At 72.6% G+C, this 25396-nt stretch carries 23 protein-coding genes; 6 read left to right on the forward strand and 17 right to left on the reverse strand.

The features are described from left to right. Window positions 1-1518 precede the first annotated feature (1518 nt). The 3 genes from D6718_04705 (at window position 1519) to D6718_04715 (ending at window position 3536) form a co-directional block, all read left to right on the forward strand. Window positions 1519-2043, forward strand: a complete 525-nt coding sequence (locus D6718_04705; GenBank protein RMG46834.1) for a hypothetical protein — start codon at window positions 1519-1521, stop codon at window positions 2041-2043. Window positions 2044-2243: 200 nt separating this feature from the next. Next, a complete protein-coding gene (locus D6718_04710) occupies window positions 2244-2618 on the forward strand; it encodes a cupin domain-containing protein (protein RMG46835.1) in 375 nt (124 codons plus the stop codon). A gap of 666 nt (window positions 2619-3284) precedes the next feature. Then, window positions 3285-3536 (forward strand): hypothetical protein, encoded by a 252-nt coding sequence (locus D6718_04715; protein RMG46836.1) that lies wholly within the window; start codon window positions 3285-3287, stop codon window positions 3534-3536. A gap of 23 nt (window positions 3537-3559) precedes the next feature. On the opposite strand, the gene D6718_04720 is transcribed toward D6718_04715, so the two are convergent. The 4 genes from D6718_04720 to D6718_04735 are packed head-to-tail and all read right to left on the reverse strand — an operon-like array spanning window position 3560 to window position 6750. Beyond that, window positions 3560-4525, reverse strand: coding sequence for a carboxypeptidase regulatory-like domain-containing protein (locus D6718_04720; protein RMG46837.1), 966 nt, complete (start codon window positions 4523-4525; stop codon window positions 3560-3562). Beyond that, on the reverse strand, window positions 4470-5135 hold the full coding sequence (locus D6718_04725; GenBank protein RMG46838.1) for a hypothetical protein: 666 nt from the start codon (window positions 5133-5135) through the stop codon (window positions 4470-4472). The genes D6718_04720 and D6718_04725 overlap by 56 nt, the downstream gene beginning before the upstream one ends. After that, window positions 5129-6013, reverse strand: a complete 885-nt coding sequence (locus tag D6718_04730; protein ID RMG46839.1) for a hypothetical protein — start codon at window positions 6011-6013, stop codon at window positions 5129-5131. The genes D6718_04725 and D6718_04730 overlap by 7 nt, the downstream gene beginning before the upstream one ends. After that, a complete protein-coding gene (locus tag D6718_04735) occupies window positions 6001-6750 on the reverse strand; it encodes a hypothetical protein (GenBank protein ID RMG46840.1) in 750 nt (249 codons plus the stop codon). The genes D6718_04730 and D6718_04735 overlap by 13 nt, the downstream gene beginning before the upstream one ends. Window positions 6751-6955: 205 nt before the next feature. On the opposite strand from D6718_04735, the gene D6718_04740 reads away from it, so the two are divergent. Together D6718_04740 and D6718_04745 are read left to right on the forward strand one after the other, a co-directional pair. Continuing rightward, window positions 6956-8356: a DEAD/DEAH box helicase gene (locus D6718_04740; protein ID RMG46841.1), complete on the forward strand. Its 1401-nt coding sequence runs from the start codon at window positions 6956-6958 to the stop codon at window positions 8354-8356. Then, window positions 8353-8910 (forward strand): YaiI/YqxD family protein, encoded by a 558-nt coding sequence (locus D6718_04745; protein ID RMG46842.1) that lies wholly within the window; start codon window positions 8353-8355, stop codon window positions 8908-8910. The genes D6718_04740 and D6718_04745 overlap by 4 nt, the downstream gene beginning before the upstream one ends. Here the strand turns inward: D6718_04745 and D6718_04750 are convergent. The 3 genes from D6718_04750 to D6718_04760 form a co-directional block, all read right to left on the reverse strand. Continuing rightward, window positions 8870-10156, reverse strand: a complete 1287-nt coding sequence (locus tag D6718_04750) for an aminotransferase class I/II-fold pyridoxal phosphate-dependent enzyme (protein RMG46843.1) — start codon at window positions 10154-10156, stop codon at window positions 8870-8872. The genes D6718_04745 and D6718_04750 overlap by 41 nt on opposite strands. Before the next feature lie 85 nt (window positions 10157-10241). Beyond that, a complete protein-coding gene (locus D6718_04755; GenBank protein RMG46874.1) occupies window positions 10242-11969 on the reverse strand; it encodes a signal peptidase II in 1728 nt (575 codons plus the stop codon). Next, window positions 10775-12451, reverse strand: coding sequence for an exo-alpha-sialidase (locus D6718_04760; protein RMG46844.1), 1677 nt, complete (start codon window positions 12449-12451; stop codon window positions 10775-10777). The genes D6718_04755 and D6718_04760 overlap by 1195 nt, the downstream gene beginning before the upstream one ends. A gap of 989 nt (window positions 12452-13440) precedes the next feature. Here D6718_04760 and D6718_04765 point away from each other — a divergent pair. Further along, window positions 13441-13644, forward strand: a complete 204-nt coding sequence (locus D6718_04765) for a DUF2892 domain-containing protein (GenBank protein ID RMG46845.1) — start codon at window positions 13441-13443, stop codon at window positions 13642-13644. Between the two features lie 56 nt (window positions 13645-13700). On the opposite strand, the gene D6718_04770 is transcribed toward D6718_04765, so the two are convergent. The 10 genes from D6718_04770 to murD form a co-directional block, all read right to left on the reverse strand. Continuing rightward, complete coding sequence (locus D6718_04770; protein ID RMG46846.1) at window positions 13701-14696, reverse strand: voltage-dependent potassium channel subunit beta; 996 nt, start codon at window positions 14694-14696, stop codon at window positions 13701-13703. Window positions 14697-14929: 233 nt separating this feature from the next. Continuing rightward, window positions 14930-15940 carry a diguanylate cyclase gene (locus tag D6718_04775; protein RMG46847.1) on the reverse strand — a complete coding sequence of 337 codons (1011 nt, stop codon included), beginning with the start codon at window positions 15938-15940 and terminating at the stop codon, window positions 14930-14932. A gap of 4 nt (window positions 15941-15944) precedes the next feature. Next, on the reverse strand, window positions 15945-17234 hold the full coding sequence (gene ftsZ / locus D6718_04780; GenBank protein ID RMG46875.1) for a cell division protein FtsZ: 1290 nt from the start codon (window positions 17232-17234) through the stop codon (window positions 15945-15947). Between the two features lie 116 nt (window positions 17235-17350). After that, window positions 17351-18607 carry a cell division protein FtsA gene (ftsA, locus tag D6718_04785; GenBank protein ID RMG46848.1) on the reverse strand — a complete coding sequence of 419 codons (1257 nt, stop codon included), beginning with the start codon at window positions 18605-18607 and terminating at the stop codon, window positions 17351-17353. Continuing rightward, window positions 18604-19401, reverse strand: coding sequence for an FtsQ-type POTRA domain-containing protein (locus D6718_04790; GenBank protein ID RMG46849.1), 798 nt, complete (start codon window positions 19399-19401; stop codon window positions 18604-18606). Before D6718_04790 ends, ftsA begins: the two co-directional genes overlap by 4 nt. After that, on the reverse strand, window positions 19398-20336 hold the full coding sequence (gene murB, locus D6718_04795; GenBank protein RMG46850.1) for a UDP-N-acetylmuramate dehydrogenase: 939 nt from the start codon (window positions 20334-20336) through the stop codon (window positions 19398-19400). The genes D6718_04790 and murB overlap by 4 nt, the downstream gene beginning before the upstream one ends. After that, entirely contained in the window at window positions 20333-21727 is a 1395-nt protein-coding gene (locus D6718_04800; protein RMG46851.1) for a UDP-N-acetylmuramate--L-alanine ligase, read from the reverse strand. The genes murB and D6718_04800 overlap by 4 nt, the downstream gene beginning before the upstream one ends. After that, window positions 21724-22836 carry an undecaprenyldiphospho-muramoylpentapeptide beta-N-acetylglucosaminyltransferase gene (gene murG / locus D6718_04805; GenBank protein ID RMG46852.1) on the reverse strand — a complete coding sequence of 371 codons (1113 nt, stop codon included), beginning with the start codon at window positions 22834-22836 and terminating at the stop codon, window positions 21724-21726. The genes D6718_04800 and murG overlap by 4 nt, the downstream gene beginning before the upstream one ends. After that, entirely contained in the window at window positions 22826-23962 is a 1137-nt protein-coding gene (locus D6718_04810; protein RMG46853.1) for a hypothetical protein, read from the reverse strand. The genes murG and D6718_04810 overlap by 11 nt, the downstream gene beginning before the upstream one ends. After that, entirely contained in the window at window positions 23959-25380 is a 1422-nt protein-coding gene (gene murD / locus D6718_04815; GenBank protein RMG46854.1) for a UDP-N-acetylmuramoyl-L-alanine--D-glutamate ligase, read from the reverse strand. Before murD ends, D6718_04810 begins: the two co-directional genes overlap by 4 nt. Between the last annotated feature and the right edge of the window lie 16 nt (window positions 25381-25396).

Below are 25396 nucleotides of genomic sequence, written 5' to 3' on the forward strand. Positions count from 1 at the left end.
CGGTCAGGAACCGTGCCAACGCAGGCCCGGCGCCGAAAACGCACCGCGAAGGAAGCACCTCAGACGCCGCGACCGACCACCGGCCCCCAGCGCCACCGTCGCCCCTATCGCCGGAGCTCCGCCCGCCACCCGATGCTCCTCCAGGACGCGAGACGTTCCGCGCGCCGCGCATCTCTGCTCCGCCTCGCGTATGGGCGCGCTGGCTTGACGGCCGCCCGGGCGAGGAGGGAGGGTGTCGCTCGGCACCTTTACATCCGGGCACAGCCGGAGCCATTCGGCTAGGCCTCGCGGTGCGTGCTCGGAACCCGTTGGGGGTGCGGAGGAGCGAGTCTTCCGCGACGCCCATCTTCGTTGCCTTAGGGTTTCCAGAAATCTGTCGCGCGGTGATCCGAGTCCTCGGATCCAAAAATTCGGAACCTGTTGCGATGACCCGATTGCCGGCGTAGCAACAGCCCAGAATCCGCAGGTTAGCGGCGTTGGCGTGACCGGTAGGAGGGTGGGATCCATGTTAGTGAATAGGATCGCTGTCTCAAAATTGGTCAAACTTGGTGTAGTTGTGCTTCTGGTCTCTTCTCTCGCAAGGCCGCTGGCGGTAGCGGCGGATTCCGCGGAACCCGGTACCGTGGTTGGCCCGGGCGGGATGCCGCTGTCGTCGCCAGTGCGTCAGCTTCCTCCTGCTCTTGGGTCCGTGTATCGCATCGATCCGACGACACTAGCTGATATCGCGGTGTTCGTGACGCTTCCGCTGGCCGACAATCGACACAACTGGATGCGGGTCGTTGACGCATGCACGAGCGGCGATAGATGTGACTTCGAGTCGTGTGCCGCTCAACGTCCTGATCTTCTCGATAACCGGGACTGGGTCGCGATCAGTGCGTGGTTCGCGCCAAGAGGAATACCAGAGAGGCTCTTGGCCGTTGTCCGCTACGGGCGGTTGATGGGCCAGCCCATCTTGGGTCGCGTTTTTCTGGCCCGCGACGCTGTGTCACGAGCCGACCTTTCACGCTGGAAAGTCGCTTTGTTGGATAGGATCGGCCTGACTCCTGACAAGGAGCTCTTCGCGCTTCACCGTGAGGTGATCGAGTACACGCTATTGACTGGCGACCGTGATGTCTTTCAGGCCTGGACCGCGCAGCGCGTCCTCTCAGATGAGCAGCCGTGCTCGGAGCAGACGTCTGACTTCTCGCACTGCACCAGTTGCTGCGACGACCGGCGTGATGTATGCTCGGCGGAGTGCGATTCTCTGGTGCTGAAGGCATCGGCCGTCGGGTGCCTTGGTGCATCGATCGGATGCGCCGCAACGGAGGTGGGAGTGGCCGCAGCGGCGCGTTGCTGCACCGTCGGCGCCAGTCTCGTCGGTGGTTTTTTTCGATGGGGATGTTCCGTCAACTGCCGGGGCGCCTGGCACGATTGCAAAGAAGAATGCCGCGAGACGTTTGACTGAGGTGGTAACATTGGGCTTGAGCGGGACAACCGGTCGGGGCGGTCCGATCGGGTCCGAGGAGGGAAGAGGCAGTCATGACACCGGAAGCCAACTCCAGTCCGTGCCGGGGTGACGTTCTGCGCAGCCTCTGGATGGATGTGGTGATCGTGGGACCGATCTTCCTGGGGTTCCCATTCGAAGCCTGGTTCGTGCGTGACTCGGCGTTGCGGCTGTTCCTCTTCGGCCTGTGGATGTATGCGTTCTTGCTGGTGGGGATCGTGGCCGGATGGGGGATCGTCGGCCTCGCCGAGCGCTGGGAACCGATCGGCCGCTTCCTGCGCCGGCCGGTGCGGTCGCGGGCGGCGGACTTCGTTGTGTGGGCGCCGCCGAAAGCCTCCTTCGGCTTCGTGGCCCTGTTCGCGGGAATCCTGGTTGCGGTGCTCGTCGCTGGTGGAATCGTCCAGCTCGCGGCCGGCCTCCTGCCCGCACCGCGATGGAAGGCGCCGGGGACGCTGCTGTCCGGTCTCTTCGCGGCGATCGGGATCGTGCTCGCCGTGTGGGCAACACGCCGGCTCCAACGCCGACCCGCCGGAGGCGGTGGCGGCAGGTGGCAGACGTAGCGGCGGCTTGCCTCCCGTAGCCGCGCCAGGACGGTCGCGCTCCCGCTTCGGTCACCGATGGTCCCCGCTCGCGGTGGTCCGCCCGCGGAGCGAGGGCCCTTGCCTTGGGACGTCTGTTAGTCTGGGCCGCGGGAGGAGGAGGGCGTCCGCGCCGGCACGGCCGAAGGCCCCGCCGCGGCACGCCCGAAGGGGGAGCGACGATGGGCAACGAGCGCCGCTACGAACACCGGATGGATATCAAGTGCGCACCGCTGGAACGGATCGACGTTCCCGCCATCGCCGCCGAGAGTGCCGGTGACTGGTTCAACCAGACACTGACGAGGGTGAACGACTCGGTCGTGCGGCTGGGCGTCGTTCGGGGGGTGTACCACTGGCACCGGCACGAGGAAGACGACGAGTTCTTCTTCGTGCTGAGCGGGCGGCTGTTCATCGACCTCGAGGACCGGACCATCGAGTTGGGCCCGCAGCAGGGGGTGACCATCCCGAAGGGGACGAGGCACCGGCCGCGCGCCCCCGAACGGACCGTGATGCTGATGGTCGAGACCGCCTCGATCGACCCGCTCGGTAGCGAGTGACAGGGACGCCGATCTTCGTTCCGAAGGGCGGAGGCCAGGGTCGGTGCCGGCCGGGAGTGACGTGCGGTCCGGCCGGCTCCGCGGATCCACGCAGAGCTTCCGGCCGGCCGGCGCCGCGAAGCGCGCGGGACAGATCGAATCGGCCGGTTCTCGCCCGGGCGCGGATCGAGGCGAAGGACGATCCTCCGGCAACCCCGCGCATTCGTTCCGAAATGCATCCCCAATGGTGCGTCGTTCCGCCGAGCACGTTGGAGGATCGGAGGATCCGATGTCGAAGGGACCGATGCCGGGGATCGGGCCGAGGTGTTCGTTCCTCATCGGGTTGCGCGGCGATTCGCACCATCGAGGGAGCATCTCTCGTTCCCTCGGTTGCCGGCGGCCACGCGCTCTCCTGGGCGCGCCAGCGGCTGGGCGAGCCGGCCTCGGGGCGGGCGCTCGTTTCTCCGCGCTCGCGGCCGTGGCGATCGGCACGGCCCCGGGACATTCTCTTGCGAAGGCGCGGTCCGCGGCGAGGGAAGGGGTCGTGCGGAAGCGGTCGCTCGCGGACGTGCGGAGACCGCCGGTGACCGCGAGATGGATGGCGCGCACGGCGGATGTTTTCGCCGGACAGGCTCCTCGCGGCCGGATGGCTCGAAGGCCCGGCCGCCGGAGGAAGGGGATGCCTCGATGAACCCGATGCGGCCGGCCGTCACCGGCGCCCGCTGGATGGCCTACCTCGGCCTCGCCTGCGGCATCCTCTACTCGGTCGGCGGCTGCGCCGTCGATCTCGCCACGGTCGGTTTCAACCGCGGCACGGTTCTCGCGTTCGGGGCGCTGGTCGGGATGCCGGCGATCTTCGCCGCCGCCGGGTTCGGCGGTGGGTTTCTGTTCGGGCTGGCCGCGAGGGCGATCGGCGGAGGCGGGCGCACGAGCCGCTGACGGCCGGAGCCGGCAGGCCGTGCTCAGCAGCGCTGGAAGGCGCGCGCGGCGAGTTCCGTGACCCCGCGCATCGCTTTCGCCGGATCTTTCGCCGCCGGTTCCCGGGCAGGCGGGTGCGCCGGACCGAAGGGAGAAGGCCGATGGAGTGGGCCTCGGGGGGACTCCGGAAAAGCGCGCCGGGCGGCTGTTCCCCGGCACGGAGCTCTATGGCGCTCGCGGCGCGAGCGGCCGGCGCCGCGGGCCGGCCCGTGGACCCGGCCGGCGTGGGGGCGGAAGGGCCGGCGGAGCAGCGCGGGAAGCACGGTGAACCCGCGCTCGGGGGGAAAGCGCACGGTCACGGTGCGCGCGCCGCCCGCTTCGATCCGAACCGGGCCGGCGCGGGCGGGCGCCACCCCGGGGAGGGCGACGGTCACGGACAGAGGAACCGCGGGCGGCAGGCAGGCGAAGCGGGCGCGGCCCCATTCCCCGGTGCGCTCGGCCCGCACGGTCGCGTCGCCCTCCACCCGCACGATCGCGCCGGGCACGGGGTTGCGTTCGGAATCGAACACGCGCACCCGGAGTTCGCCGAACGGCCCGAGGACGATCCGCACGGGGACCGGCGGCGCTCCGACGGTGATTTCGCGGCGCTCCGGCTCGGGGCAACCAGGAACGCGGATCTCCAGCCGGTACTCTCCCGGGAGAACGCGCCCGAACCGCGCTGCACCGGCGCCGTCGGTGCGCCTTTCCGCGGCCAAGCGTCCCGGGGGGCGGCTCTCCAGGATCACGGGCACCGCCTGGAGTGGGTGCATGCCGCCGCCGGAGTCCCTGAGCGAGACGAACACGACCAGTTCCCCCGGGGCTGCGGGCGCTTCTTCGAACGCCGGCGTCGTCCCGCCGAGCAGCAGGAGCGCCAGGAGCGATGTCCCGAGGCATCTTCGCCGGCGCGCGCGGCGGCTAGGGCGGGCACGCGGCCGGCGCGCGCCGCTCCTCCGTGTCGAAGACGAGGTCATGGGAGCCTCCTCCGCCTTGCGCTCCCGTTTCGAGAAGGAGAGCGAGCCCGGCGGGGGTTCGCGCGAGGTTCTCCGGCTGCACCGGCTGGTACCGCACGGCGAGACGCCGCGGCACGCCGCCGGCGAGGATCGTCCGGACGCGGGCTTGCCCGGGTCGCATCTCGAAGGCCTCGCTCTCGAAAAAGGTCGTCTCCCCGGGTGCGAACAGGCAAACCCGCACGCGGGCTCCCCGATCCGTTCGGCGCAGGCCGACGACGATGCCGACGCCGTCCAGCACCCTGGCCGCTTCGGGCCGCCCCTCCAGATGGTCGGCGAGAAGATGGAACGCCGCGCCCCGTCCCGCGGAGCCGGGCGGGTCGAGCGAAACGGTCACGAGATCGAGCGAAGGGACGGGAAGTCCTCCCGGATCGCTCCGGACGATGAGTTCGCAGGCATCGCGCCGCGGCGTCCGGCAGGCTCCCGCCGCACCCGGCTCCCGGAGGACGAAGCAGGCGGCGCCGCGCGCGTCGATCTGGCAGCCCATCCCGGCCGTGACCGGCAAGCCGGCGCAGACCGCGAGGGCGCCGATGCCCACGGCGCCCGTTGTCAGCGCGAGCCGCGCCGTCACCATGGCGAGCCCCCCACCTGGGCGGAGCCCGAGGGAAGGGTACGCTCCCCGCGCCCGGCGGGGAAGCGGCTCGTAGCGACGAAGTCGGGAACCGGGCATCCGGCCGGAGCCGCCGTCTCGGTCAGCGGAATCGGCGTTCCCTTGCGGTTGCGTTCGAAATCCCTCCAGAACGCCCGCTGGGCCGCCGTTCCCTCGCGATCGAGTCTATCGAGCGGCATCCTCCGCATGCGGATCGCCAGCACCACCGGGCGGCCGCCGGCGACCGCGGGTGCGAGGAGGGCGCGGTCGGGCGGCAGGACGATGGGATCTCCTGCCTCCAGGGGACCGGCTGGGCTCCGGAACGAGCACACTCGCACGAGCGATGCGGAGCCGCCCGCGTCACGTGCCGCGATCAGGAAACCGGACCCGCTGCTGCCGACAGCACGCTCCCGCGGCGCGTCGATCTTCCCGGCGCCGGCGATGACGAGCGCCGCCCGCAGATCGACCGCCGCGGGAGTGCAGCGGGCCGACGCCGCCACCGCTTCCCGGAGCGCAGCCGCGTCGCCGCCGTCCGCGACCGCCGGAAAAGCTCCCGCCGTCCCGCTCGGGACGGCGAACAGGAGGATCTCGGCGAGGAGTGCGACGGGAGGAGGCGGCAAGGGGCGCGGCACCTCGCCGCACGGGTACCAGTCGACGCACCGCCCGGAGGGCAGCGTCCTGCAGTAGAGCGATCCCGCGACGGGGTCCACCTTGCAGAACGGGCCGGCGCAGCGGATGCAGGGGAGCGCGGGGCGCACTCCGCACAGTGCGGCCAGGATCCCTGTGAGGATGCCGAGGCAGCGGCCGGTTCCCGGCCGGCGCCGCGCGGGCCGCAGCGCATCCTCCCCGCTCACGGCTCGCACCCCCCCGGCGCTTCCGCCACGCGAAGTTCCAGCGGAGGACCCCTCCGATTTTGCCTCACGTCGAGAGCGAACCGTTCCTGCCGGTCCGCCCAACCGCCGGCGAGCTCTGCCGCTTCCGAGGTGTAAGCACGGACCGCGACCACCCAGCGGCCCTCCGCCACGGGGAGCGGTGCGATCAGCGTCCTCCCGGGATCGAGGAGGGCCTCCGCCGCCCGGCGGGGAGGGCTCCCGAGAGAGTAGGTGCACAGGACGACCGACGCGGCGCCCCCCGGCTCGGCGGCGGCGCCGATCAGCACGCCCGCGCCGCGGGCCACGAGCGCGCCGGACCGGTCCGCCGGCATACGCGCGGGACCCGCGAGAAAAGCGTGTCCCCCGAGGCGCACGTCGGCCGGAACGGTGCCGGCCGCGTGGGCGATCGCCGTTGCGATCGAGGCGACGTCTTCGGCTTCGATGACGCCGCCGGGCGGGCGGAGATCGCCCCCGCCCAGTTCGTAGAAGGTCATCTCGACCGCTAGGGCCGGCTCGCGGGCGACGATCGAACCGCATCGGCCGAAAAAGAAGCAGGTCCGGTCTCCGACCGTCAGGCAGTAGAGGTATCCCGTTGGGAGTTCCGGATTGTCGAAGCAGATCATGTAGCCGAATTCGGGGTGGTCGGGATCGCCGATCGTGAATTTGCAGTCGGCGCAGCTCTTCGCGGGAGGCTGTCCCGCGAGCCAGCCCAGAAGCGCCGCCGACACCAGGATCGGGACCCTCCGGCGCGGATGGCGGGGCCCCGCTCCCGGTGCGTCGCGATCCGATGGCAGGTTCGCCGCTCCCACGAATTGGAGGTTAGACGCTGCGGATCCCTCGCGGACGGTGAAGGCGGCTGCGGGTGGTCCTCCGGTTGCGCCCCTGGGAGGGCCGGCGGTGGCGCCGCCGAGGCGCCGCTGTTAGCGTGGGTCGATCGGCCGGCCCCGTGAGCCGGCTGCCGGCGCCCAACAGGATCCGGAAAACGGATCGCGCCGTCCGACCCACGACCCTCGCCAAGGACTGTTGCCCGGCCGGGAACCCAGGCGGCCTCGCCGCGCGGGCGCGTCCCGCGCTCGGCCGCCGGAAAGAGGAAAAGTGTCCCGATCCCCCGCATCGCCGGTCCCGAAGGCCGGTTTCGCCCGCCTCGGCCTCGGCCCGGCCGTGCTCCGTGCCGTCGCGGACGCCGGATACCGCGCGCCGCGTCCGATCCAGGAACGAACCATTCCCGCCGTGCTTCGCGGCCGCGACGTTCTCGGGCTCGCCCGCACCGGCACCGGAAAGACCGCCGCCTTCGCGCTGCCGATCCTGGACCGGTTGACGGAGCGGCGGGCACCGGGGCCGCGCGCGCTCGTCCTCGCCCCGACGCGCGAACTCGCCGCTCAGATCGCCGGCGAGTTCCGAACACTGGCCCGGGGAACCGGGCTCCGGACGGCGACCGTTTTCGGCGGCGTCCCGGAGCGGCCCCAGATCGCCGCGCTCCGCGGCCAGCCGGATGTCGTCGTGGCCTGTCCCGGCCGTCTGCTCGACCTGCTGGGGCGGCGGCTCGTCCGTCTCGAGCGGATCGAAACGCTCGTTCTGGACGAGGCGGATCACATGTTCGACATGGGTTTCCTGCCCGACGTGCGGCGAATCCTCGCCGCCCTCCCGGCTCGGCGCCAGAACCTCCTCTTCTCCGCCACGATGCCCCGGGAGATCCGCGCGCTCGCCGACCGGATGCTTCGCGGGCCTCTCGTCGTCGACCTCACGCGGGGCGGCCGCCTGGAAACGATCGAGCACGCGATCGTGCCCGTCGAGGAACGGGCCAAGCGGACCGCTCTGGATCGGCTGCTCGCCGAGCCCGGTTTCGCATCGGCCATCGTCTTCACCCGCACGAAACACCGCGCCCGTCGCCTCGCCCACCAGCTCTCCGAGGCCGGGCGACGTGCGGTGGCGCTCCAGGGGAACATGAGTCAGAGCGCGCGCGGGCGCGCGATGCGGGGCTTCCGGGACCGCACCTACGAAATCCTCGTGGCCACCGACATCGCCGCCCGCGGCATCGACGTTCCGGGCGTTTCCCACGTGATCAACTTCGACATGCCGGGCACGCCCGAGGCCTACACGCACCGGATCGGCCGCACGGGCAGGAGCGGCTGCGACGGCAAGGCCTACACGCTCGCGACGAGGGATGACAGCGAGATGGTGGCCCGCGTCGAACGCCGGCTCGGGACGCCGATCCCTCGCCTTCGCACCGAAGGGGCTGGCCCGGGTCGGGACCGGTCGGGTCCCGCCCTTCGCTCCCGGCCAAGGGGAAGCCGGTCGCGCGGCGCCGGGAAGGCGCGGCGGAGCCGCTGGTGAGCGCGGCCCAGCCCTCGAGGCGGCGGGTGTGGGTCGACGCGGACGCCTGTCCGAGACCGGTGCGGGAGATCCTGCGGCGGGCCGTCGAGCGGGGCCGCGTGTCGCTCGTCCTCGTCGCCAACCGCCCGCTCCACGGAGCGGATCGGCCGCACGTCACGGCGATCCGCGTCGGAGACGGTTTCGACGCGGCGGACCGGCGGATCGCCGGGGGTTGCCGGCAGGGTGACGTGGCGGTGACGGCGGACATTCCGCTGGCCGCCGAGCTGGTGCAGCGGGGGGTGTTCGTGCTCACGCCTCGCGGCGAGCCGATCACGGACGCGAACGCCGGTGACCGGTTGGCGCTGCGGGACCTGCACGAGGAGCTTCGCGCGAGCGGGGCGGCGGTGGGCGGCCCGCCGGCCTACGGTCCCAGGGACCGGCGCAAGTTCGCGGATCGGTTCGACCGGTTGCTGACCCGCCTCGCCCGCGACGCCGAGAAGGCCGCCGCGCGCAAAAGGCACCCGGAACCGGCGCTCAGATCTCCGGGTCGAGGGCCTGGCGGAAGTCCGCGATGAGGTCGTCGATGTGCTCGACACCGCAGGAAACGCGGATCATCCCCGGGGTGATCCCCGCCCGGCGCTGCTCTTCGGGGGGAACGTCGGCGTGGGTCATCGTCGCCGGGTGCTCGGCCAGCGTCTCCGTGCCGCCCAGACTGACCGCCAGGTGGGCGAGTCCGAGACGGTTCAGGACCCGGAAGGCGGCGGCCTTGTCCTCTCCCTTCTTCATCTCGAAGGCGATCAGCGAGCCCGGGCCCCGGCACTGGCGCTGGTAGATCCGGCCCTCTTGGCTCGACTCGTCGAGAAGGCCGGGATAGTGCACCCGCGCCACCGCCGGATGTCCCGCGAGGAAGCGGGCGAGCGCGATCGCGTTGCGCTGCTGGGCTTCCATCCGGATTCGGAGGGTTTCGAGCGAGCGGAGCATCAGCCACGCCGAGAAGGGCTCGCTCATCGAGCCCATGATCGTTCGGAAGACCCGAATGCGCTCGATGAGGTCGCGGCGGCCCAGCACGGCGCCGGCGATCAGGTCGGAGTGGCCCCCGATGAACTTCGTCGCCGAATAGAGCGAAAGATCGGCACCCAGGAGAATCGGCTGCTGCCACACCGGGCCGAGGAACGTGTTGTCCACGGCGAGCAAGCAGGCGCCGGCATCCGGCATGTCGCCGCCGTCCGGAGCGGGCCGGCGGAGGGTGCGCGCCAGCTCCGCCGCCTCGGCGATATCGGTCATCGTGGTGGTCGGATTCGCCGGCGTCTCGACGAACAGGAAGCGGGGGCGCTCCAGCTTCAAAGCCGACACGCGCTCCGCGAAGCCGGGACCGGCCTCCACCGGAATCGCCTCGAGCTCGTAGGCGGGCGCGATATGGCGGAAGAAGTAGTCGGTCCCGCCGTAAACGGGGATGGTGTAGACGATCTGGTCCCCGGGCCGGCACAGCGCCAGGATGGCGGTGGAGATCGCCGCCATCCCCGAGGCGAAGCTGAGCGCGCCCTCGGCCTCCTCCCACACGCGGAGACGGTCCTCGAGGATCTCGAGAACCGGGTTGTTCAGGCGGCTGTAGATCAGCCCCATCGGCTGATCCGGCGTCTCCGGATCGAGCCCGTAGGCCTGGCGGAAGTACGCTTCCCCCTCCTCGGCGGTCTTGAAAACGAAGGTCGAGGTGAGGAAAAGGGGCGGCTTGATCGCCCCCTCCGACCACTCGGGGACGTAGCCGTACCCCATCATCAGCGATTCGGGGTGGCGCGCGCGGCGCGGATGCTGGCGGCTCATGGCAGCTCCTCGAGGGCGGGACCCTCCCGTCGGATCCATTGTCCCATCCGGGAAGGTGCCGGCAAGACGCTCCGCTCCATTCGGGTCAGGGGCCGTCGCGCCCCCCGGCACGGGGAGCCAGGCTCGGGACCAGGAGAAAGACCCCGGCCACGAGGAGAAGGTCGGCGACGTTGAAGATGCCCGTCCGGAGCGGGCCGATACCGATGCTCACGAAGTCGCGCACTCCCGGAAGCAGGAGCCGGTCGATCAGGTTGCCGAGGCCGCCGGTGACGATCAGCGAGAGGGCGGCCAGCTCGGCGGGCCTCAGGCGTGGGGCCGCGAGCGCGTAGCCCGCGGCGCCCACCACGAAGGCCGAGACCAGCCCGACGAACAGGGCGAACCGGACCGTGGGGGGAAGGGAGGCGCCGAAGCTGAGGAAGGCGCCCTTGTTCAGGACGAACTCGAACCGCACCGCACCGAACAGGAACTCGACGGGAGGGCGACCGGCGAGCCAGTGGGCCGCCGCCACCTTGGCCGCCTGATCGACCGCGAGTCCGGCGGCGGCGACGGCGCCGAGCACGGCTGCGCGGTGCCGGAGGCTCCGGCGTCTGTCCTGGTCCGGCCTGCTTCCGGCAGGGCTCACAGGCAGGCCGGCGTGTCGTCGAACGGATCGCGGGGATCCGGATGGTCGGTGCCGCTGCCGAAGCTGCCGTCTCCACGCGGACCCTGGGCGCGGATCAGCACGTACAGGGCGTCGCCGGCGGGCGGCAGGTCGGGCAGCTCGGCCGGCGGGGACGGCAGGTCCTCGTAGCGGCAGGAGGCCCGCTGGGCGGCGTCGGCGCTGCCCAGGTCGGACACCATCCCCGTCACCACGTCGTAGACCACACCGGAACCGGTGCGGGGCTCCTGGTCGTCCCAGTCGACGGTGACGCGGTCGGGCCGGAACGCGACGCCTGAAACGATGTCGTAGTCGAACACCGGTTCCCGCTCGACGTAAACGTCCTCCTCGCCGGTTCCCGCCCGGAGATCGGACCAGAACGGGAAGAGATTGCCATGCCCGGCGGCGAGCGCGGCGTAGTCGCCGAGAAACCCGGTGAGCGATCCGTCGGAGGCGAGATCGGTGACGCGGAGGTTCCGGTCGAAGGTCGCGCCGCCGTCGCGCGAGGTCGCGATGCGGATGTGGTAGTCGCGGTTGTCGGGATCCTCGCGACGGTCGTGCCACATCAGGTGGACGTAGCCGTTCTCGTCGACCGACATCCACGGGAAGAACTGATCCCGCCCATTGCCGACGGGATCGTCGTTCACGCGGCGTGGCGGGTCCCACGTGTTCCCCCCATCGGTGGACCGGGTGAAGTAAATGTCGGGATCTCCGTTGCGGTTGTCGGCCCAGGCGACGTAGACCGTGCCGTCGTAAGGACCGCCCGAGGTGTCGATCGCCGCGGTGGGGAAGGAGTTGCGGCGGAAGGTCGAATCGGGGATCGGTGTGATCGAGGCGACGACGCCCGGAGCGCCGAAGTTCGCCCCGCCGTCGAGGGAGTGCGCGAACCCGATGACTCCGTTGCCGCGCCAGAAAACGTAGACCTCGCCGTCGCGGCCGGCGACCGGGATCGACCCCTGCACGCCTCCGTTCCCCGAGACGGGAGTGCGCCCGTTCCAGGTCTGCCCGTGATCCGACGAATACGCGACCACGATCGGGGAGGTTCCGAAGCCGATCTGGGTCCAGGAGAGGTAGGCGCGGTTGGCATAGGGAGACCCGTCGTCCGGGGCGCAGGCGATGTACGGCTTGTCCGCGAAGGGCGTCGTGCCCTGGTAGGCGACGCCGGGGCCGACCCAGCTCTGGCCGCCGTCCACCGAGTGCGCGCTGATCAGCCGGTGAGGCTGGTAGGCGCCGACGTAGTCCAGGTAGGCGTACACGGGGATCCCGTCACCGCAGAAGGCGACGGTCGGATCGCCCTGGTTCGGGTACTTGCGGAACGGCATCAGGCCGTCCGTCCAGGTCCGGCCGCCGTCGTGCGAGACGTAGACGCCGGCCCCCCAACTGCCCGAGCGGGCGTCGTTCGCGCCGCCGACCAGGTAGCCCGGATCGATCGGGCTGACCGCGATCGTCGTTTCGTTCTGGTCCCGTCCCGAGCTGTCCTGGTTGACGCGCACGTTCGTCCCCGCGCCCGCCGCTTCGAGGGTCTGGGGCGTGGTCGGGGGGTCGTAGGTGATCACCGGCCGGTCGGGGATCGCCGTCGGAGGGGGTACGAGCGCGGCGGCCGCCGCCGCGGCGAGACCCGCGGCGAGCGCGAGCGCGAGAAGGCGGATCGGATTCATGGGAGGCCTCCCGGGGTGGGGCCGGAATGTACCGCGAACCGGGATGGCGAAAAAGGAGGGCCTCCTCAGCAAGGCGCCCAAGCAAGGCGCCCACCCGACGGCGCGCCAGCGCCGCCCGAGTCGATGAAGGCACGGCCGTTCGCGGCCGCCTTTGCGGAAAGCGGGCGATCCGACACCGAAACCTCCGCGCCCTCAGAAGGTTGCATGGAAAAGGCGCACCGCCGGGGCTGCACCCCGCGTCCTTCGCGGCCCAGCCCGCCCGCCTTTGCCGGAACGACTCCCCTCGGAGAAGCGTGGCGGCGCGCGCCCGGTCGCCGCGCCGAGGCCCGGATGGGAGGCGCGAACGCCGGACGGTCGGAAGCTGCATCTCCGAGGGTGCGCTCTCGCATCCAATCCCCTGAGCGCTCGGTGGTCGGGGTCTCGCATCGCCCGATGGCCGCGAGATCGGCCCGAAGTCTCCAGGTGGCGGTGAGTTGCGCGGTGTTCCGCACCACCGGGAGTGAGGTGCATCCGCAATGGTGCGTCGGGCCGCCGAACTCGCGGCATGAAAGGAGGTTGCGGTCGCGAACGGATCGATGACCGGGGATCGGGCCAAACTGTCCGCCCTACATTGGGTTGCGCGGCGTTTCGCACCATCGAGGAAGCACCTCCCATCGGAAGAGCACCTCCGCGCCGGTGAGCGATGAAGCGTCCGGCCGGGGATGGGCCGCGCCGGCCGGGGCGGGAGGTGCGCTGGCCTTCGCCGAATCGCGGGCGCCGCGCCCCGGCCCGGTGTCGAGTGGGCGCCACCCTTTCCGGCGCGGAAGACGCGCCCGGAGGAGCCGTCCACCCGGCGGCCGAGCGCCCCGCCGGGGGAAGGCCCCGGCGCCCTGCCGTGACCGATCGGCCCCCGCCTGCATCCCTGGGAACGGGCGCACCGCCGCGGCGGTCCGCCCGGCGGGTGCGGGCCGCGAGATGCGGGCCCCGCCGCACCGAGGAGACTCGACACGATGACGCGCGAACGGATCATCCGGGCCTTCGCCGGCACGATGGTGCTGGTCAGCCTGGCTCTCGGGTACTGGTACCACCCCGGTTTCTTCCTGCTGACCGCCTTCGTGGGGGCGAATCTCCTGCAGAGCGCCTTCACCGGCTTCTGCCCGCTGGAGATCGGTCTCGAGAAGGCGGGGATCGGCTCCGCCGCCGGCGGCCGCTGAGGAAGCGGGGATCGCGGCCCGGTGGGTGGCGGATCCCGCCGCCCACCGGGAGCCGCCTACTTGCGCCAGTCGCGCTCCGGCTCGGGGCGGTTGCCGAGGATCTCGTCGATCCGGGCCAGCACGTCGGCGGTGAGGCGGGGGGCGATCTCGAGCGCTTGCAGGTTCTCGCGGAGCTGGTCGGGCCGGGACGCGCCCATGATCACCGTGCTGACGTTCCGATTGACCAGGCACCAGGCGAGCGCCAGCACCGCGAGGGAGCAGCCCAGCTCCTCGGCGATCGGCTTCAGGCGCCGGACTTTCTCGAGGTTGCGCCGGCCCTCCTCGCTCTCCAGCCGCGCGCGCAGCCACTCGTACCCCTCGAGCGACATCCGGCTGCCCGCGGGGATCCCGTCGAGGTACTTGCCGGTGAGGATGCCGCTGGCCAGAGGGGACCAGGTGGTGGTCCCGAGTCCGTAGCGCTCGTACAGCGGCACGTACTCCTTCTCCACCCGCTCCCGGTGGAACATGTTGTATTGCGGCTGCTCCATCGTCGGCGGGACGAGGTGCTCGCGCGCCGCGATTTCGTAGGCGGCGGCGATCCGCGCGGCCGGCCACTCGCTGGTGCCCCAGTAAAGCGCCTTCCCGCTGGTCACCACGTCGCTCATCGCGCGGACCGTCTCCTCCAGGGGCGTGTGAAGGTCGGCTCGGTGGCAGAAGACGAGATCGACGTAGTCGAGCCCGAGCCGGCGGAGCGCCGCATCGACCCCTTCCATGATGTGCTTGCGCGACAACCCCCGCTGGTTGGGTTTGTCACCGCCCCAGAAAATCTTCGTCGACACGAGGTACTCGGAGCGGTTCCATCCCGCGCGCCGCAGCACGCGCCCCATGATCGTCTCGGCACGACCCTCTGCGTAGACCTCCGCGTTGTCGAAGAAATTGACCCCCGCGTCGAACGCGGCCGTCATGCACTCGTAGGCGAGATCCTCGTCGATCTGGACACCGAACGTGACCCAGGCGCCGTACGAGAGAGCGGAGATTTCGAGACCGGAACGGCCCAGGTGTCTGTATTCCATCGCGGCCACCTCCCTGCTGGTCGTGCGGCGGAGAGTCTATCCCGGAAGGCGGGAGGCATCGACGCCGGCAGCCGCTGGGAGGGGAAGGGTGAGAAGGGGGAAGCGGATGCGCCGTGTGGGGAAGGGCTTGCGAGCGCCCGCCGGGGCAGGGCGGGCGGCGGCGCGGATAGCGCCGGCTTGGGCGGAGAAGGGTGGTTGGGACGTTCCTGGCGCACCGCCCTTCGCTTCCCCCTTCATCGAGCCCCCGGCCCCTGTGGGGTGGAAGGGCGGGGGCATGGCCTCGTGTGCCGGGTGACCGACGCGCTGGTGGCGGTGGCGACGGCGACGCCCTCGCCCGACCGCTTGGCGCGATACATGGCCTCGTCCGCGGCCGCGAGGAGGCGCGCCGGGGAGCGCGCTCCCGCCGTGGCCGGGTAACAGGCGACACCGCAGGAGAACGACACCCCGACACCGCCGCGCTCCGGCACCTCCGTCAGCTCGCGCCGCAGCCGCTCGGCGAAGCGCCGCGCCTCGTCGAGGTCGGTCTGCGGCAGCAGGACCACGAACTCGTCGCCGCCGATCCGCGCCGCGACGTCGGTCGATCGGGCGCCGGCGGCGAGGCGGCGCCCCACGGCGGCCAGGAGGGCGTCGCCGGCGGCGTGGCCGCGCTCGTCGTTGAGCGCCTTGAACCCGTCGAGATCGATCATCACCAGCGACAGCGGCGTCCGATAGCGCTCGGCCCGCCTGAACTCGGCGTCCAGGCGCTCGCGCAGGTGGCGGAGGTTGAACAGCCCGGTCAGCTCGTCGGTCGTCGCCAGCTCCTCCAGCCGGCGGTTCGCCCGCATGAGTTCCCGGTTCGCCTCCTCGAGGCGGAGGTACAGGTCCCGCTTCCGCAGATTGGCGCGGATCCGGGCATCGATCTCGGCAGGGGAGAAGGGCTTGACGACGTAGTCGTCGGCCCCCGCCTCGAAGGCCCGCACCTTGACCGCTTCCGATCGGCGCGCGGACAGGATCACCACCGGAACGCCGGCGAGCCGCTCGTCGGCGCGCAGCCGCTGGAGCACGTCGATCCCGTCCAGGTCGGGCAGCATCATGTCGAGGAGGATCAGGTCCGGCATGATCCGCGCCGCCGCGCGCAGGGCCTCGCCGCCGCTCCCGACGCCGTGGCACGGAACGCCCGCCTGGCGGCAGAGAGCTTCCACCAACTCACGCGTACCCGGATCGTCGTCGACGACGAGAACGCGCCTGGCGTGCGGCTCGGCCATCGGTTCAGTCCTGCATCCGCCGCAGGAAGGCGGGGACGTCGTAGTCGTCGCGCTCGGCTTCGTCGATGTGCGGCAGCAGCCCGTCCATGCCGATCTCCAGCTCGTCCAGCGTCCGCTGCAGCTTGGGCTGGACCACCACGGGCGGCTCGGGATCCGGATCGGCCGGCCGCGGCGCCGGGCCCGGGGCCTCCGCCCGCTCGCGCGCCGCGGTCTTGGGCCGGTCGCGGTCGAACCCGGTCGCGATCACCGTGACCTTGATCTTTCCGGTCATCTCCGGCTTGGTGACGTAGCCGAAGAGGATCGTGGCATCCGGATCGCACACGTCGTGGATGATCGTCGCCGCGTCGTTCACCTCGTGTAGCGCGAGATCGTCGCCGCCGGTGACGTTGAAGATCACGCCGCGGGCGCCTTCGATGGACGCGTCCTCGAGCAGGGGGGAGCTGATGGCCTGCTGGGCCGCAGCGACCGCGCGGTTCTCTCCTTCCGCGATGCCCGCGCCCATCAGCGCCATCCCCATGCCTTCCATCACGGTCCGGACATCGGCGAAGTCACGGTTGATGTCGCCGGTCTCCAGGATGAGATCGGAGATCCCCTGGACCGCCTGGCGCAGCACGTCGTCGGCCATCATGAAGGCCTGCGGCATGGAGGTGTTCTTGTCCACCGTGTGGAGCAGCTTGTCGTTGGGGATGGTGATCACGGTGTCGACGGCCTTCTTCAGCTCCACCAGCCCTTCCTCCGCCTGCATGCGCCGGCGGCGTCCCTCGAAGGAGAAGGGCTTGGTCACGACGGCGACCACGAGTGCGCCGAGGTCGGCGGCCAGGCTCGCGATCACCGGGGCGGCGCCGGTCCCCGTCCCGCCCCCGAGGCCGGTGGTCACGAACACCATGTCGGCTCCCTGCATCGCCTCGATCAGCCGTTCGGTGTCCTCGAGAGCCGCTTCGCGGCCGATCTCCGGCCGCGCGCCGGCGCCGAGACCCCGGGTCAGCTTGGCCCCGATCTGGATCTTCTTCTCGGCGCGGTTGACGCGGAGGGCCTGGGCGTCGGTGTTCACCGCGATGAACTCCACCCCGGCGACGCCGGCGGCGATCATCCGGTTGATGGCGTTGCCGCCCCCGCCTCCGACACCCACCACCTTGAGGACGGCCCCCGGCGGCGCCTCCTCGCGGGGCACCGACCGTTGCCCTTTCCGCTGTTCGGCGGCCGCCTCGGCCAGCGCTCTGGCGATGCCGAGCCCGGACTTTCTCGCCCGCTCGCGGGCCGGCCGCACCGCGGGCGTCTCCTCGATGTCGTCCATCGTGAAGCGCAACCTGCGGCCGGCCTGGACCGCCGTGCCCTTGCTCTTCTGCGCCATCGTCTCCCTCCTCGCTCACGTCTCGCCGGCCGTCGGCGGGCGGTGCCCCCGCCTCCGGCTCAGAACATCTGCCCGAACCAGGACGTGGCACGGGACAGGCCGCGCCACAGTCCTCCCATCACCTTGAGGGGCGCGCTCGCCCCCATCTCCCACGCGCGCTGCTTCCGCCCCTCGCGCAGTTCCCACAGACAGGCGCCGACCGGGGTGGCGAAGCTCGGCGCCTTGATGTCCTCGGTGAGGCCGCCCAACCCCATGGGGACGCCGAGGCGGACCGGCATGCCGAGCTTTCCTTCGGCGGTCTCGAGCGCACCGTCGAGGTTCGCGGTGCCGCCGACCAGGACCGCACCCGCGCGCGCCCGATGCCCCAGCCCGAACCGGTCGATCAGCGATCGCGACAGCTCGAAGATCTCCTCGACGCGCGGGGTGACGATCTGGCTGAGGAGAGAGGCGGCGATGACGCGCGGGGGAGCGCCGCCCACGGCAGGCACCTCGATCGGCACGTCGTCGTCGGCCGGGATGGTGCTGGCGTGGGAGCGCTTGAGCTGCTCCGCCTCGGGCACGGGCGTTCGCAGTCCGATCGAGATGTCGTTGGTGATCAGCTCTCCCGCCACCGGCACCGATCCGGTGAACCAGAGCGCCCCGCGCTCGTACAGGGCGATGTCGGTCGTCCCGCCGCCGCAGTCGACGAGGAACACGCCTTGTTCGCGCTCCTCCCGGGTGAGCGCGGCCTCGGCGGCGGCGAGCTGGGGGGCGACGAGCGAGATCGCCTCGATGCGAGCGCGGTTGAGCGCGCTGACGGCGTGCTGCGCCACCTGGGTGGGGATCGTGACCACCTGGGCGCTCGCCTCGAGGCGGGACCCCGTCATCCCGATCGGATCCTGGATCCCCTCCTGGTCGTCGAGCGTGTACTCCTGGGGCAGAACGTGGAGGATCTCCTGCCCGGCCGGGATCTGGACCGCCCGCACGGTGTCGAGCACCCTTCGCAGGTCCTTGGGAGAGACGATGCGGTCGTGCCCCGAGATGGTGACGACGCCGCGCGAGGTGAACGAGCGCAGCCGGAGCGCCGGCACGGTGGCCACCGCGGCCTCGATCCGGCGGCTCGCCATCGCCTCCGCCTGCTCCACCGCGCGCCGGATGGAACCGACCAGCGCCTCGAGGTTGACGATCACGCCCTTGCGAATGCCGTCCGTGTGCGAGGTCCCGATTCCGATCACGTCGAGCCGGTCCGGGCCGACGATTTCGGCGACGACGCAGCAGCAGCGGTGGGTGCCGAGGTCGATGGCGGCGATCGTGTCGCTGTTCCTGGACATCCTCATTTCCTCCTCAGGCCGGCGGCCGGGACGATCGTCAGCCGGCCGGGGAAGCGGAGATCGACCGGGCGGCCGGGGGCGAGCGCCGCCACTTTGTCCTGCCAGGCGAAGAGCTGCTCGAGGTTCCTTTCCGGCTCGGCGCGGTCGAGCCAGAGCGCCGGCGCCTTCGGGCCGGGATGCAGCACGATCTTGTCCGGCGTGGTGAGATCGACGACCGTGCCGGGAGGTGCGGGCCGGCCGGTCACCGACGCGAGGGCGGCGATCGCGGCCAGCCCGGCGCGGTCCGCCGCGGCCAAGGTGCGCGAGCCCTCGGCGGTGGCGAGTCCGCGGAGAAGCGGGAGATCGGCGTCGCCCGGGAGCCCCGGACCCGGGGGGAAGAGAAAGCCGGCGGTGTCGACGAGCCACTCGTGCCCGCCGATCTCCGCCCGCGCCACCGCCCGGCGCTCCCGCACCCGGACCTCGAGAAGGTCGGGCAGGCGCCGTGCGATCAGGGCGTGCTCGACGCCGGGAATCGCCTCCACCGCGGCGCGCAGCCGCGGCAGGGAGAGGAGAAGGATCGGGCGGCCCAACGCGTCGGCCACCGCCGCCTGCACCGCCCCCTTCGGCACCCTTTCGTTGCCGACGATCGCGGTCCGGGCCACGCGCAGTGCAGGCGAAAGGACCAGAGCCCGCGCGGCCCAGCCGAAGGCGACGGCCGCCGCGACGGCGCCGGCGACGGCGACGGCGGGCCGCCACACGGGCGACCGTGACCGCCGCGGTCCGCGCCGCCGGGAACGGCCCCCACCGCGGTTGCGTGTCATGCCTCGTCCCTCCAGATCTCCACCTCGAGCCTCGGCTCGAGGCCGGTCGCGGCGGCGAGACGCTCGCGAACGAGTTCGATGAGCGCGAGCACGTCCCGCGCGGTCGCGTTGCCGCGATTGACGATGAAGTTCCCGTGCACGGGAGAAACCTCGGCTCCCCCGACAGCCGTCCCCTTCAGGCCGAGGCGCTCGATCAGCGCGCCGGCCGGCCGGCCGGGCCAGTTGGCGAAGACGCATCCCGCGGAGCGCTCCCAGAGCGGCTGCGTGGCGCGGCGCCGCTCGCGGAAGGCGCGCACGCGTTCCTGGATCCGCTCCGGATCTTCCGGTGTGAGCCGGAACACGGCGCCGAGCACCAACAGGCCTTCCCGGGCCACGAAGCTGTCCCGGTAGCCGAAGTCACCGGAGCCGGGCCGCCGCCGCTCCGGACGGCCGTCCCGGCCGGCGACGAGGACCTCCGCCACCGCATCGGCGAAGCAGCGGCCGTGGGCTCCGGCGTTCATGCGGATCGCACCGCCGACGCGGGCGGGGATCCCCTCGGCGAACTCGAGCCCGGCGAGCCCCTCCCGTGCGGCCCAGCGGACCAGGCCGGGGACCGGCCGGCCGGCCGGGACGAAGATGCGGTCGTCTCCCTCGCGTTCCGGCTCGCCGTCGATGCCGTGAGTGGCGATGACCGCGGCGCGAATCCCCTCGTCGGCCACGATCACGTTGCTCCCCCCGCCGAGGAACCGCACCGGAAGCGGGCCGCCGGCGATCGCGGCGTGCAGGCGCGCCGCCTGGTCGATCGTGCGGGGCAGGAAGAGCACGGCCGCGGGACCCCCGACCCGCATGGTGGTGTAGCGGGCCAGCGGCTCTTCGGGAAGCGCGACGACTCCCAGCTCCCGGGCGATCGCGAGGTACGGGTCGGGAATCCGGCGGCTGCGGGCGGGGGCGCTCACGGCCGCACCTCCTTTCCGCTCGGGAGCGCGTCGAGGATCGCGCGGCCGGCGCCGCCGACCGTGCCGGCACCGAGAGTCAGCACCACGTCCCCGGGGCGCAGGCACTCGAGCACGCGCGCCACCCCGCGCTCGAGATCGCCGGCCCAGGAGACGTCGCGGTGCCCGCGCTCCGCGATCGCCTCGGCGAGCCGCTGGGCGTCGACGCCGGGGATCGGCGGTTCGCCGGCAGGGTAGATGTCGGTCAGCACCAGGACGTCGGCTTCGTGGAAACTCCGCGTGAACAGGTCGAAAAGGTCGGCGGTCCGCGTGTACCGGTGCGGCTGGAACAGGACGACCAGCCGGCGGCTACCCACCGCTTCCCGGAGCGCCCGCAGGGTGGCGACGATTTCCCGCGGGTGATGCCCGTAATCGTCGACGACCAGGACGCCGCCGCGCTCGCCCAGGCGCTGCATGCGGCGGTCGGCGCCGGGGAAATCCTCCAGGGCCGCCGCGGCGACCCGCAGCGACAGGCCCAGCTCGTCGGCGACCGCCAGGGCGGCGAGCGCGTTGCGCACCTGGTGGCGACCCGGCGTCTGCAGAACCACCGGCAGCGGCGGTTCCTCGCCGCGCTGCACCGTGAACCGGGTGCGGAAGCCCTCCACTTCGATCGCGCCCGCGCGGAAGTCGGCGTGCGGGTTCAGTCCGTAGGTGACGACGCGCCGGTCGAGACGCGGCAGGATCGCCTGAACCCCCTCGTCGTCCAGGCAGGCGACGGCGGCCCCGTAGAACGGGATCCGCCCGAGGAACTGGACGAAGGCGTCGTGCAGGTCGGACAGGTCGCGGTAGTGGTCCATGTGCTCGCGATCGATGCACGTCACGACGGCCCAGGTGGGGAACAGGCGGAGGAAGGAGCCGTCGCTTTCGTCGGCTTCGGCGACCATGAGTTCGCCGCGGCCGAGCTTCGCGTTGCTGCCGAGCACGCCGAACCGGCCGCCGATGACCACCGTGGGATCGAGACCGCAGCGCGAAAGGACCTGCGCCAGCATCGCGGTGACGGAGGTCTTGCCGTGCGAACCGGAGACCGCCACCGCGTACTTCATCCTCATCAGTTCCCCGAGCATCTCCGCGCGCGGGATGACGGGGATGCGCGCCCGCTGCGCGGCGACGACCTCCGGGTTCCCGGGCCGGATGGCGGAGCTGACGACGACCACGTCGGCTCCCTCGACCTGGCTCTCCGCGTGGCCGATGTGGACCCGCGCGCCGAGCCGCGCCAGCCGCTCGGTCGCTTCGTTCGGCCGGGCGTCCGAGCCGGACACGCGATAGCCCAGGTTGAGCAGGACCTCGGCGATGCCGCTCATGCCCGAGCCGCCGATCCCGACGAAATGGACGTGCCGGACGCGCCCGAGCCTCATGCCGCCTCCCGTGCCGGCCGGAGAGCGAGCTTCTCGGCCAGGTCGGCGACCCGCGCCGCCGCGTCGCGCCGGCCGAGGCGGCGGGCGGCGTCGCTCATGCGCTGGAGCCGCGCCGGGTCCGCCGCGAGGGCCTCGATCGCGGCGGCCAGCCGTTCCGGCGTCAGCTCGTCGGGGTCGATCACGAGCGCCGCACCGGCGGCCGCGAGCGCCCGCGCGTTGGCGCGCTGGTGGTCGTCGGCCGCGTGGGGGTAGGGGACGAGCAGCGAAGCCCGCCCCGCGGCGGTCAGCTCGGCCACGGTCGTCGCCCCGGCTCGTCCCACGAAGAGGTCGGCCGAAGCGAGCCGGCGCGGGATGTCGTCGAAGAACTCGGCCACCTCCACCTCGAGCCGTGCACCCGGCGCGGCCTCGGCTTCCCGGGCCGCCCGGCGAAGCCGCTCGGCGTCGTCGGGGCCGGTCTGGAGCTCCACCGACAGGGGAAGCCGGGCCAGCCGCGGGAGCGCCCGCTCCCACGCCTCGTTGAGGGCACGCGCGCCGCGGCTGCCTCCGGCGGCGAGAAGGCGGCGGAGCGGGCCCGCGGCGCGCGGAGGCGCGGCGGCGATCTCGCGCCGCACCGGGTTCCCGGTCGCCACGCACGGGCATCGCAACTGCCGCGCGCTGGAGGGGAAGCTGACCGCCGCCGCGGCCGCCACGGTGGAGAGCAGGCGGTTGGTTCTCCCGGGCACCGCGTTCTGCTCGAGGATGAGGGTCGGCACCCCGAGCAGCGCCCCCGCGAGCAGGGCCGGTCCGGAGGCGAACCCGCCGACGCCGATCAGGAGGGCGGGGCGCTCCCGCAGGAACCTGAGCCACAGGCGCGCGGTGGCCCACCCGGCGAGCCAGGCGGCCCTGAGGCCGCGCCGCAAGCCGAGGTGGGCGGCGCCGGCGAGGGGGAGCAGCGTCAGCGGTATCGCGTGCCTCGGAACCAGGCGCTCCTCCAGGCCGCCCCGCGCGCCGATCCACAGGAGCCTCCCCGACGGGCGCCGCCGCCGGAGCTCTTCGGCGACGGCGAGGCCGGGGAAGACGTGGCCCCCGGTGCCGCCACCGGCGATCACGATGGGCCGTTCAGCCGGCATGGCGGCGCCCCCTGAGCGAGACGTTCAGGACCAACCCGACCAGCACGCAGCTCGACACGAGGGAAGAACCCCCCGTCGAGAGGAACGGCAGCGGCAGCCCTTTCGGCGGCAGGAGCGCGGTGGCCACGGCGAGGTGGCACAGCGCCTGGGCGCAGATCGACCAGGTGGCCCCCAGCGCGACCAGCCGGCCGAACGGTTCGGTGGCGCGGTCGGCGGCGGCGAACCCGCGCCAGGCCAGGACGAGAAACGCCGCGAGCACCGCGAGGGCCCCGATCAGGCCGAGCTCCTCTCCCACGATGGCGAACACGAAGTCGTTGTCGGCCTCCGGGAGGAAGAAGGCCTTCTGGGTCGACATCCCGAAGCCCTTGCCCCAGACGCCGCCGGAGCCGATCGCCGCCAGCGACTGGCGCACCTGGAGATGCACTCCGTCCAGCGTTCCGAACGGGAAGCGGAGCGCCGCGCCCCACCCGGCGAACCGCGCGCTCCGGTACGACTCGAAAAGGACCAGCGGTGCGAACACCAGCGCCGCACCCGCGGCGAGCGCGGCGAGGTGCCGGTGGCGGGCGCCGGCCGCGTAGGCCATCGCGAGGATCACCGTGCCCATCAGCACCGGCGTCCCCAGGTCGCGCCCCGCGAGCACCAGGGCGACGATGATGCCCCCGGCCGCCAGCGGACGTGCGAGGCCCGACCACGTCCGGACGGCGTCGCCCGCGCGGGCCAGCGCCGCGGCCACGACGAGCACCAGGACCGGCTTGGCGAGCTCCGAGGGCTGCACCGTCGTCCCGCCGAAGCGGATCCAGCGGTGCGTTCCCTTGATCTCCGGTGCGGCGAGCGGTGCCGCGACGAGGAGCAGGACGATTCCGGCGAGCGCGCCCCACACCACCGCGGGCCGCGCGAGGCGGCGGTAGTCGATCAGCGCCGCCATTCCCATGAGGACGAGGCCGATGCCGAGGTGCGCCAGCGCCTCGCCGACCCCCTCGGGCCGGGGGCCGGCCGAGGCGTCGCCGAAGGCGCGCGCGGAGCCCGAGATCGCCACCCCCGCGATCGCCAGACCGATGGCCGAACTCAGCAGGGCGGGGTCGAGTCCCCGGGCCGGCCACCGGCGATCCGCGGCGGGCGCGTTCACGGCTCCTCTCCGGCGAAGCGGCGCACGAGCTTCGCGAATGCGTCGCCGCGGGCGGCGAACCCGGGAAAGGCGTCGAACGAGGCGCACGCGGGGGCGAGCAGCACGACGTCGCCCGCTCGCGCCTCGGCGCGTGCCGCTCGCGCCGCCTCTTCGAGCGTGCGGGCGCGGCGCGGGGCGAGCCCCCTCGCCTCCAGGACCGCGGCGATCTTCTCTCCCGCTTCGCCGAAGACGATCGGGACCGCGCGGCAGGCGGCGAGGCGCTCGGCGAGCGGAGAGAAGTCGCCCTCCTTGTCGCGGCCGCCGAGCAGGACGAAGAGGGTTCCGGCCTCGCCGGCGAGTGCGTCGACGGCGGCGACGGCTGCCGCGACGTTGGTCGCCTTCGAGTCGTCCACGTAGCGCACGCCGTCCACGGTGCCGCACGGCTCCAGCCGGTGCGGCAGCGGCGCGGCGGTCTCGAGGGCCCGGCGGATCGCTTCGGGGGGCGCACCGAGCGTCGCGGCGGCGCAGGCGGCGGCGAGGGCGTTGGCGAGGTTGTGGCGGCCCGGGAGCGGGAGGGCGTCCGCTCGGGCCACCGGCACCGGCGCCGCGCCGAGCCGGAGCACCAGCCGGCCGCCCTCGACGCCGCCCCCGCGGCCGACCGGCCCGCCGGCGGACACCTCCAGGACCGGCTCCTCGGCGTTCGAGGCGACGGCGGCCGCGCCGGGATCGTCGCGGACGACGATCAACGGGGCACCGGGGGAGCGCAGCTTTGCGATCCTCGCCTTCGCCGCCAGGTACGCCTCGAACGTCCCGTGCCGATCGATGTGGTCGGGCTGGACGTTGAGCAGCACGGCGGCGGCGGCACGCAGTTCGCTCGTCGTCTCGAGCTGGAAGCTGGAGAGCTCGAGCGAGTAGCGCCGGCCGGGGTGGTCGCCCTGCACCGCGTCGGCCAGCGGCAGTCCGAAGTTGCCGCAGGGAACCGCGTCGTATCCCGCCTCGCCCAGCATCGCCGCGACGAGCGCGGTGACGGTGCTCTTTCCGTTGCTCCCCGTGATCGCAACGGTGCGGCTCGACACCGCCGGAGCCACCAGGTCGATCTCGGTGAGGACCGGCGCGCCCCGCTCGCGCGCGAGCCGGACCTCCGGGCGGTCGGCCGGAACGCCGGGGGAGAGGACGATCGCCTCGGCGGCGAGGAAGTCGGACACGTCGTGCGGGCCGCACCGGACGGCCACCCCCGCCGCGCGCAGAGCCGCCGGCTCGGGGCCGAGCTCCTCGAGCGGCCTGAGGTCCACGGCGGTCACCCTCGCGCCGGCGGCCAGGAGATGGCGCGCCGCGGCGCAGCCCGATCGGCCGAGCCCGACGACGAGGACCGAGCGGCCCGACCACCGCCGCCTCGACCGGTCGATCGCGCTCTCTCGCACCCGCACGGCCACGCTCATCGCTCCCGGCCCCCGC

Source organism: Acidobacteriota bacterium, from assembly GCA_003696075.1.
GTDB lineage: Bacteria > Acidobacteriota > Polarisedimenticolia > J045 > J045 > J045.

Bases quoted from the DNA above. Each gene is read 5' to 3' on its own strand.
- D6718_04705 (RMG46834.1), top strand. From the start codon at position 1,519: ATGACACCGGAAGCCAACTCCAGTCCGTGCCGGGGTGACGTTCTGCGC.
- D6718_04710 (RMG46835.1), top strand. From the start codon at position 2,244: ATGGGCAACGAGCGCCGCTACGAACACCGGATGGATATCAAGTGCGCA.
- D6718_04715 (RMG46836.1), top strand. From the start codon at position 3,285: ATGAACCCGATGCGGCCGGCCGTCACCGGCGCCCGCTGGATGGCCTAC.
- D6718_04720 (RMG46837.1), bottom strand. From the start codon at position 4,525: ATGACCTCGTCTTCGACACGGAGGAGCGGCGCGCGCCGGCCGCGTGCC.
- D6718_04725 (RMG46838.1), bottom strand. From the start codon at position 5,135: ATGGTGACGGCGCGGCTCGCGCTGACAACGGGCGCCGTGGGCATCGGC.
- D6718_04750 (RMG46843.1), bottom strand. From the start codon at position 10,156: ATGAGCCGCCAGCATCCGCGCCGCGCGCGCCACCCCGAATCGCTGATG.
- D6718_04760 (RMG46844.1), bottom strand. From the start codon at position 12,451: ATGAATCCGATCCGCCTTCTCGCGCTCGCGCTCGCCGCGGGTCTCGCC.
- D6718_04765 (RMG46845.1), top strand. From the start codon at position 13,441: ATGACGCGCGAACGGATCATCCGGGCCTTCGCCGGCACGATGGTGCTG.
- D6718_04770 (RMG46846.1), bottom strand. From the start codon at position 14,696: ATGGAATACAGACACCTGGGCCGTTCCGGTCTCGAAATCTCCGCTCTC.
- D6718_04775 (RMG46847.1), bottom strand. From the start codon at position 15,940: ATGGCCGAGCCGCACGCCAGGCGCGTTCTCGTCGTCGACGACGATCCG.
- ftsZ (RMG46875.1), bottom strand. From the start codon at position 17,234: ATGGACGACATCGAGGAGACGCCCGCGGTGCGGCCGGCCCGCGAGCGG.
- ftsA (RMG46848.1), bottom strand. From the start codon at position 18,607: ATGAGGATGTCCAGGAACAGCGACACGATCGCCGCCATCGACCTCGGC.
- D6718_04790 (RMG46849.1), bottom strand. From the start codon at position 19,401: ATGACACGCAACCGCGGTGGGGGCCGTTCCCGGCGGCGCGGACCGCGG.
- D6718_04800 (RMG46851.1), bottom strand. From the start codon at position 21,727: ATGAGGCTCGGGCGCGTCCGGCACGTCCATTTCGTCGGGATCGGCGGC.
- murG (RMG46852.1), bottom strand. From the start codon at position 22,836: ATGCCGGCTGAACGGCCCATCGTGATCGCCGGTGGCGGCACCGGGGGC.
- murD (RMG46854.1), bottom strand. From the start codon at position 25,380: ATGAGCGTGGCCGTGCGGGTGCGAGAGAGCGCGATCGACCGGTCGAGG.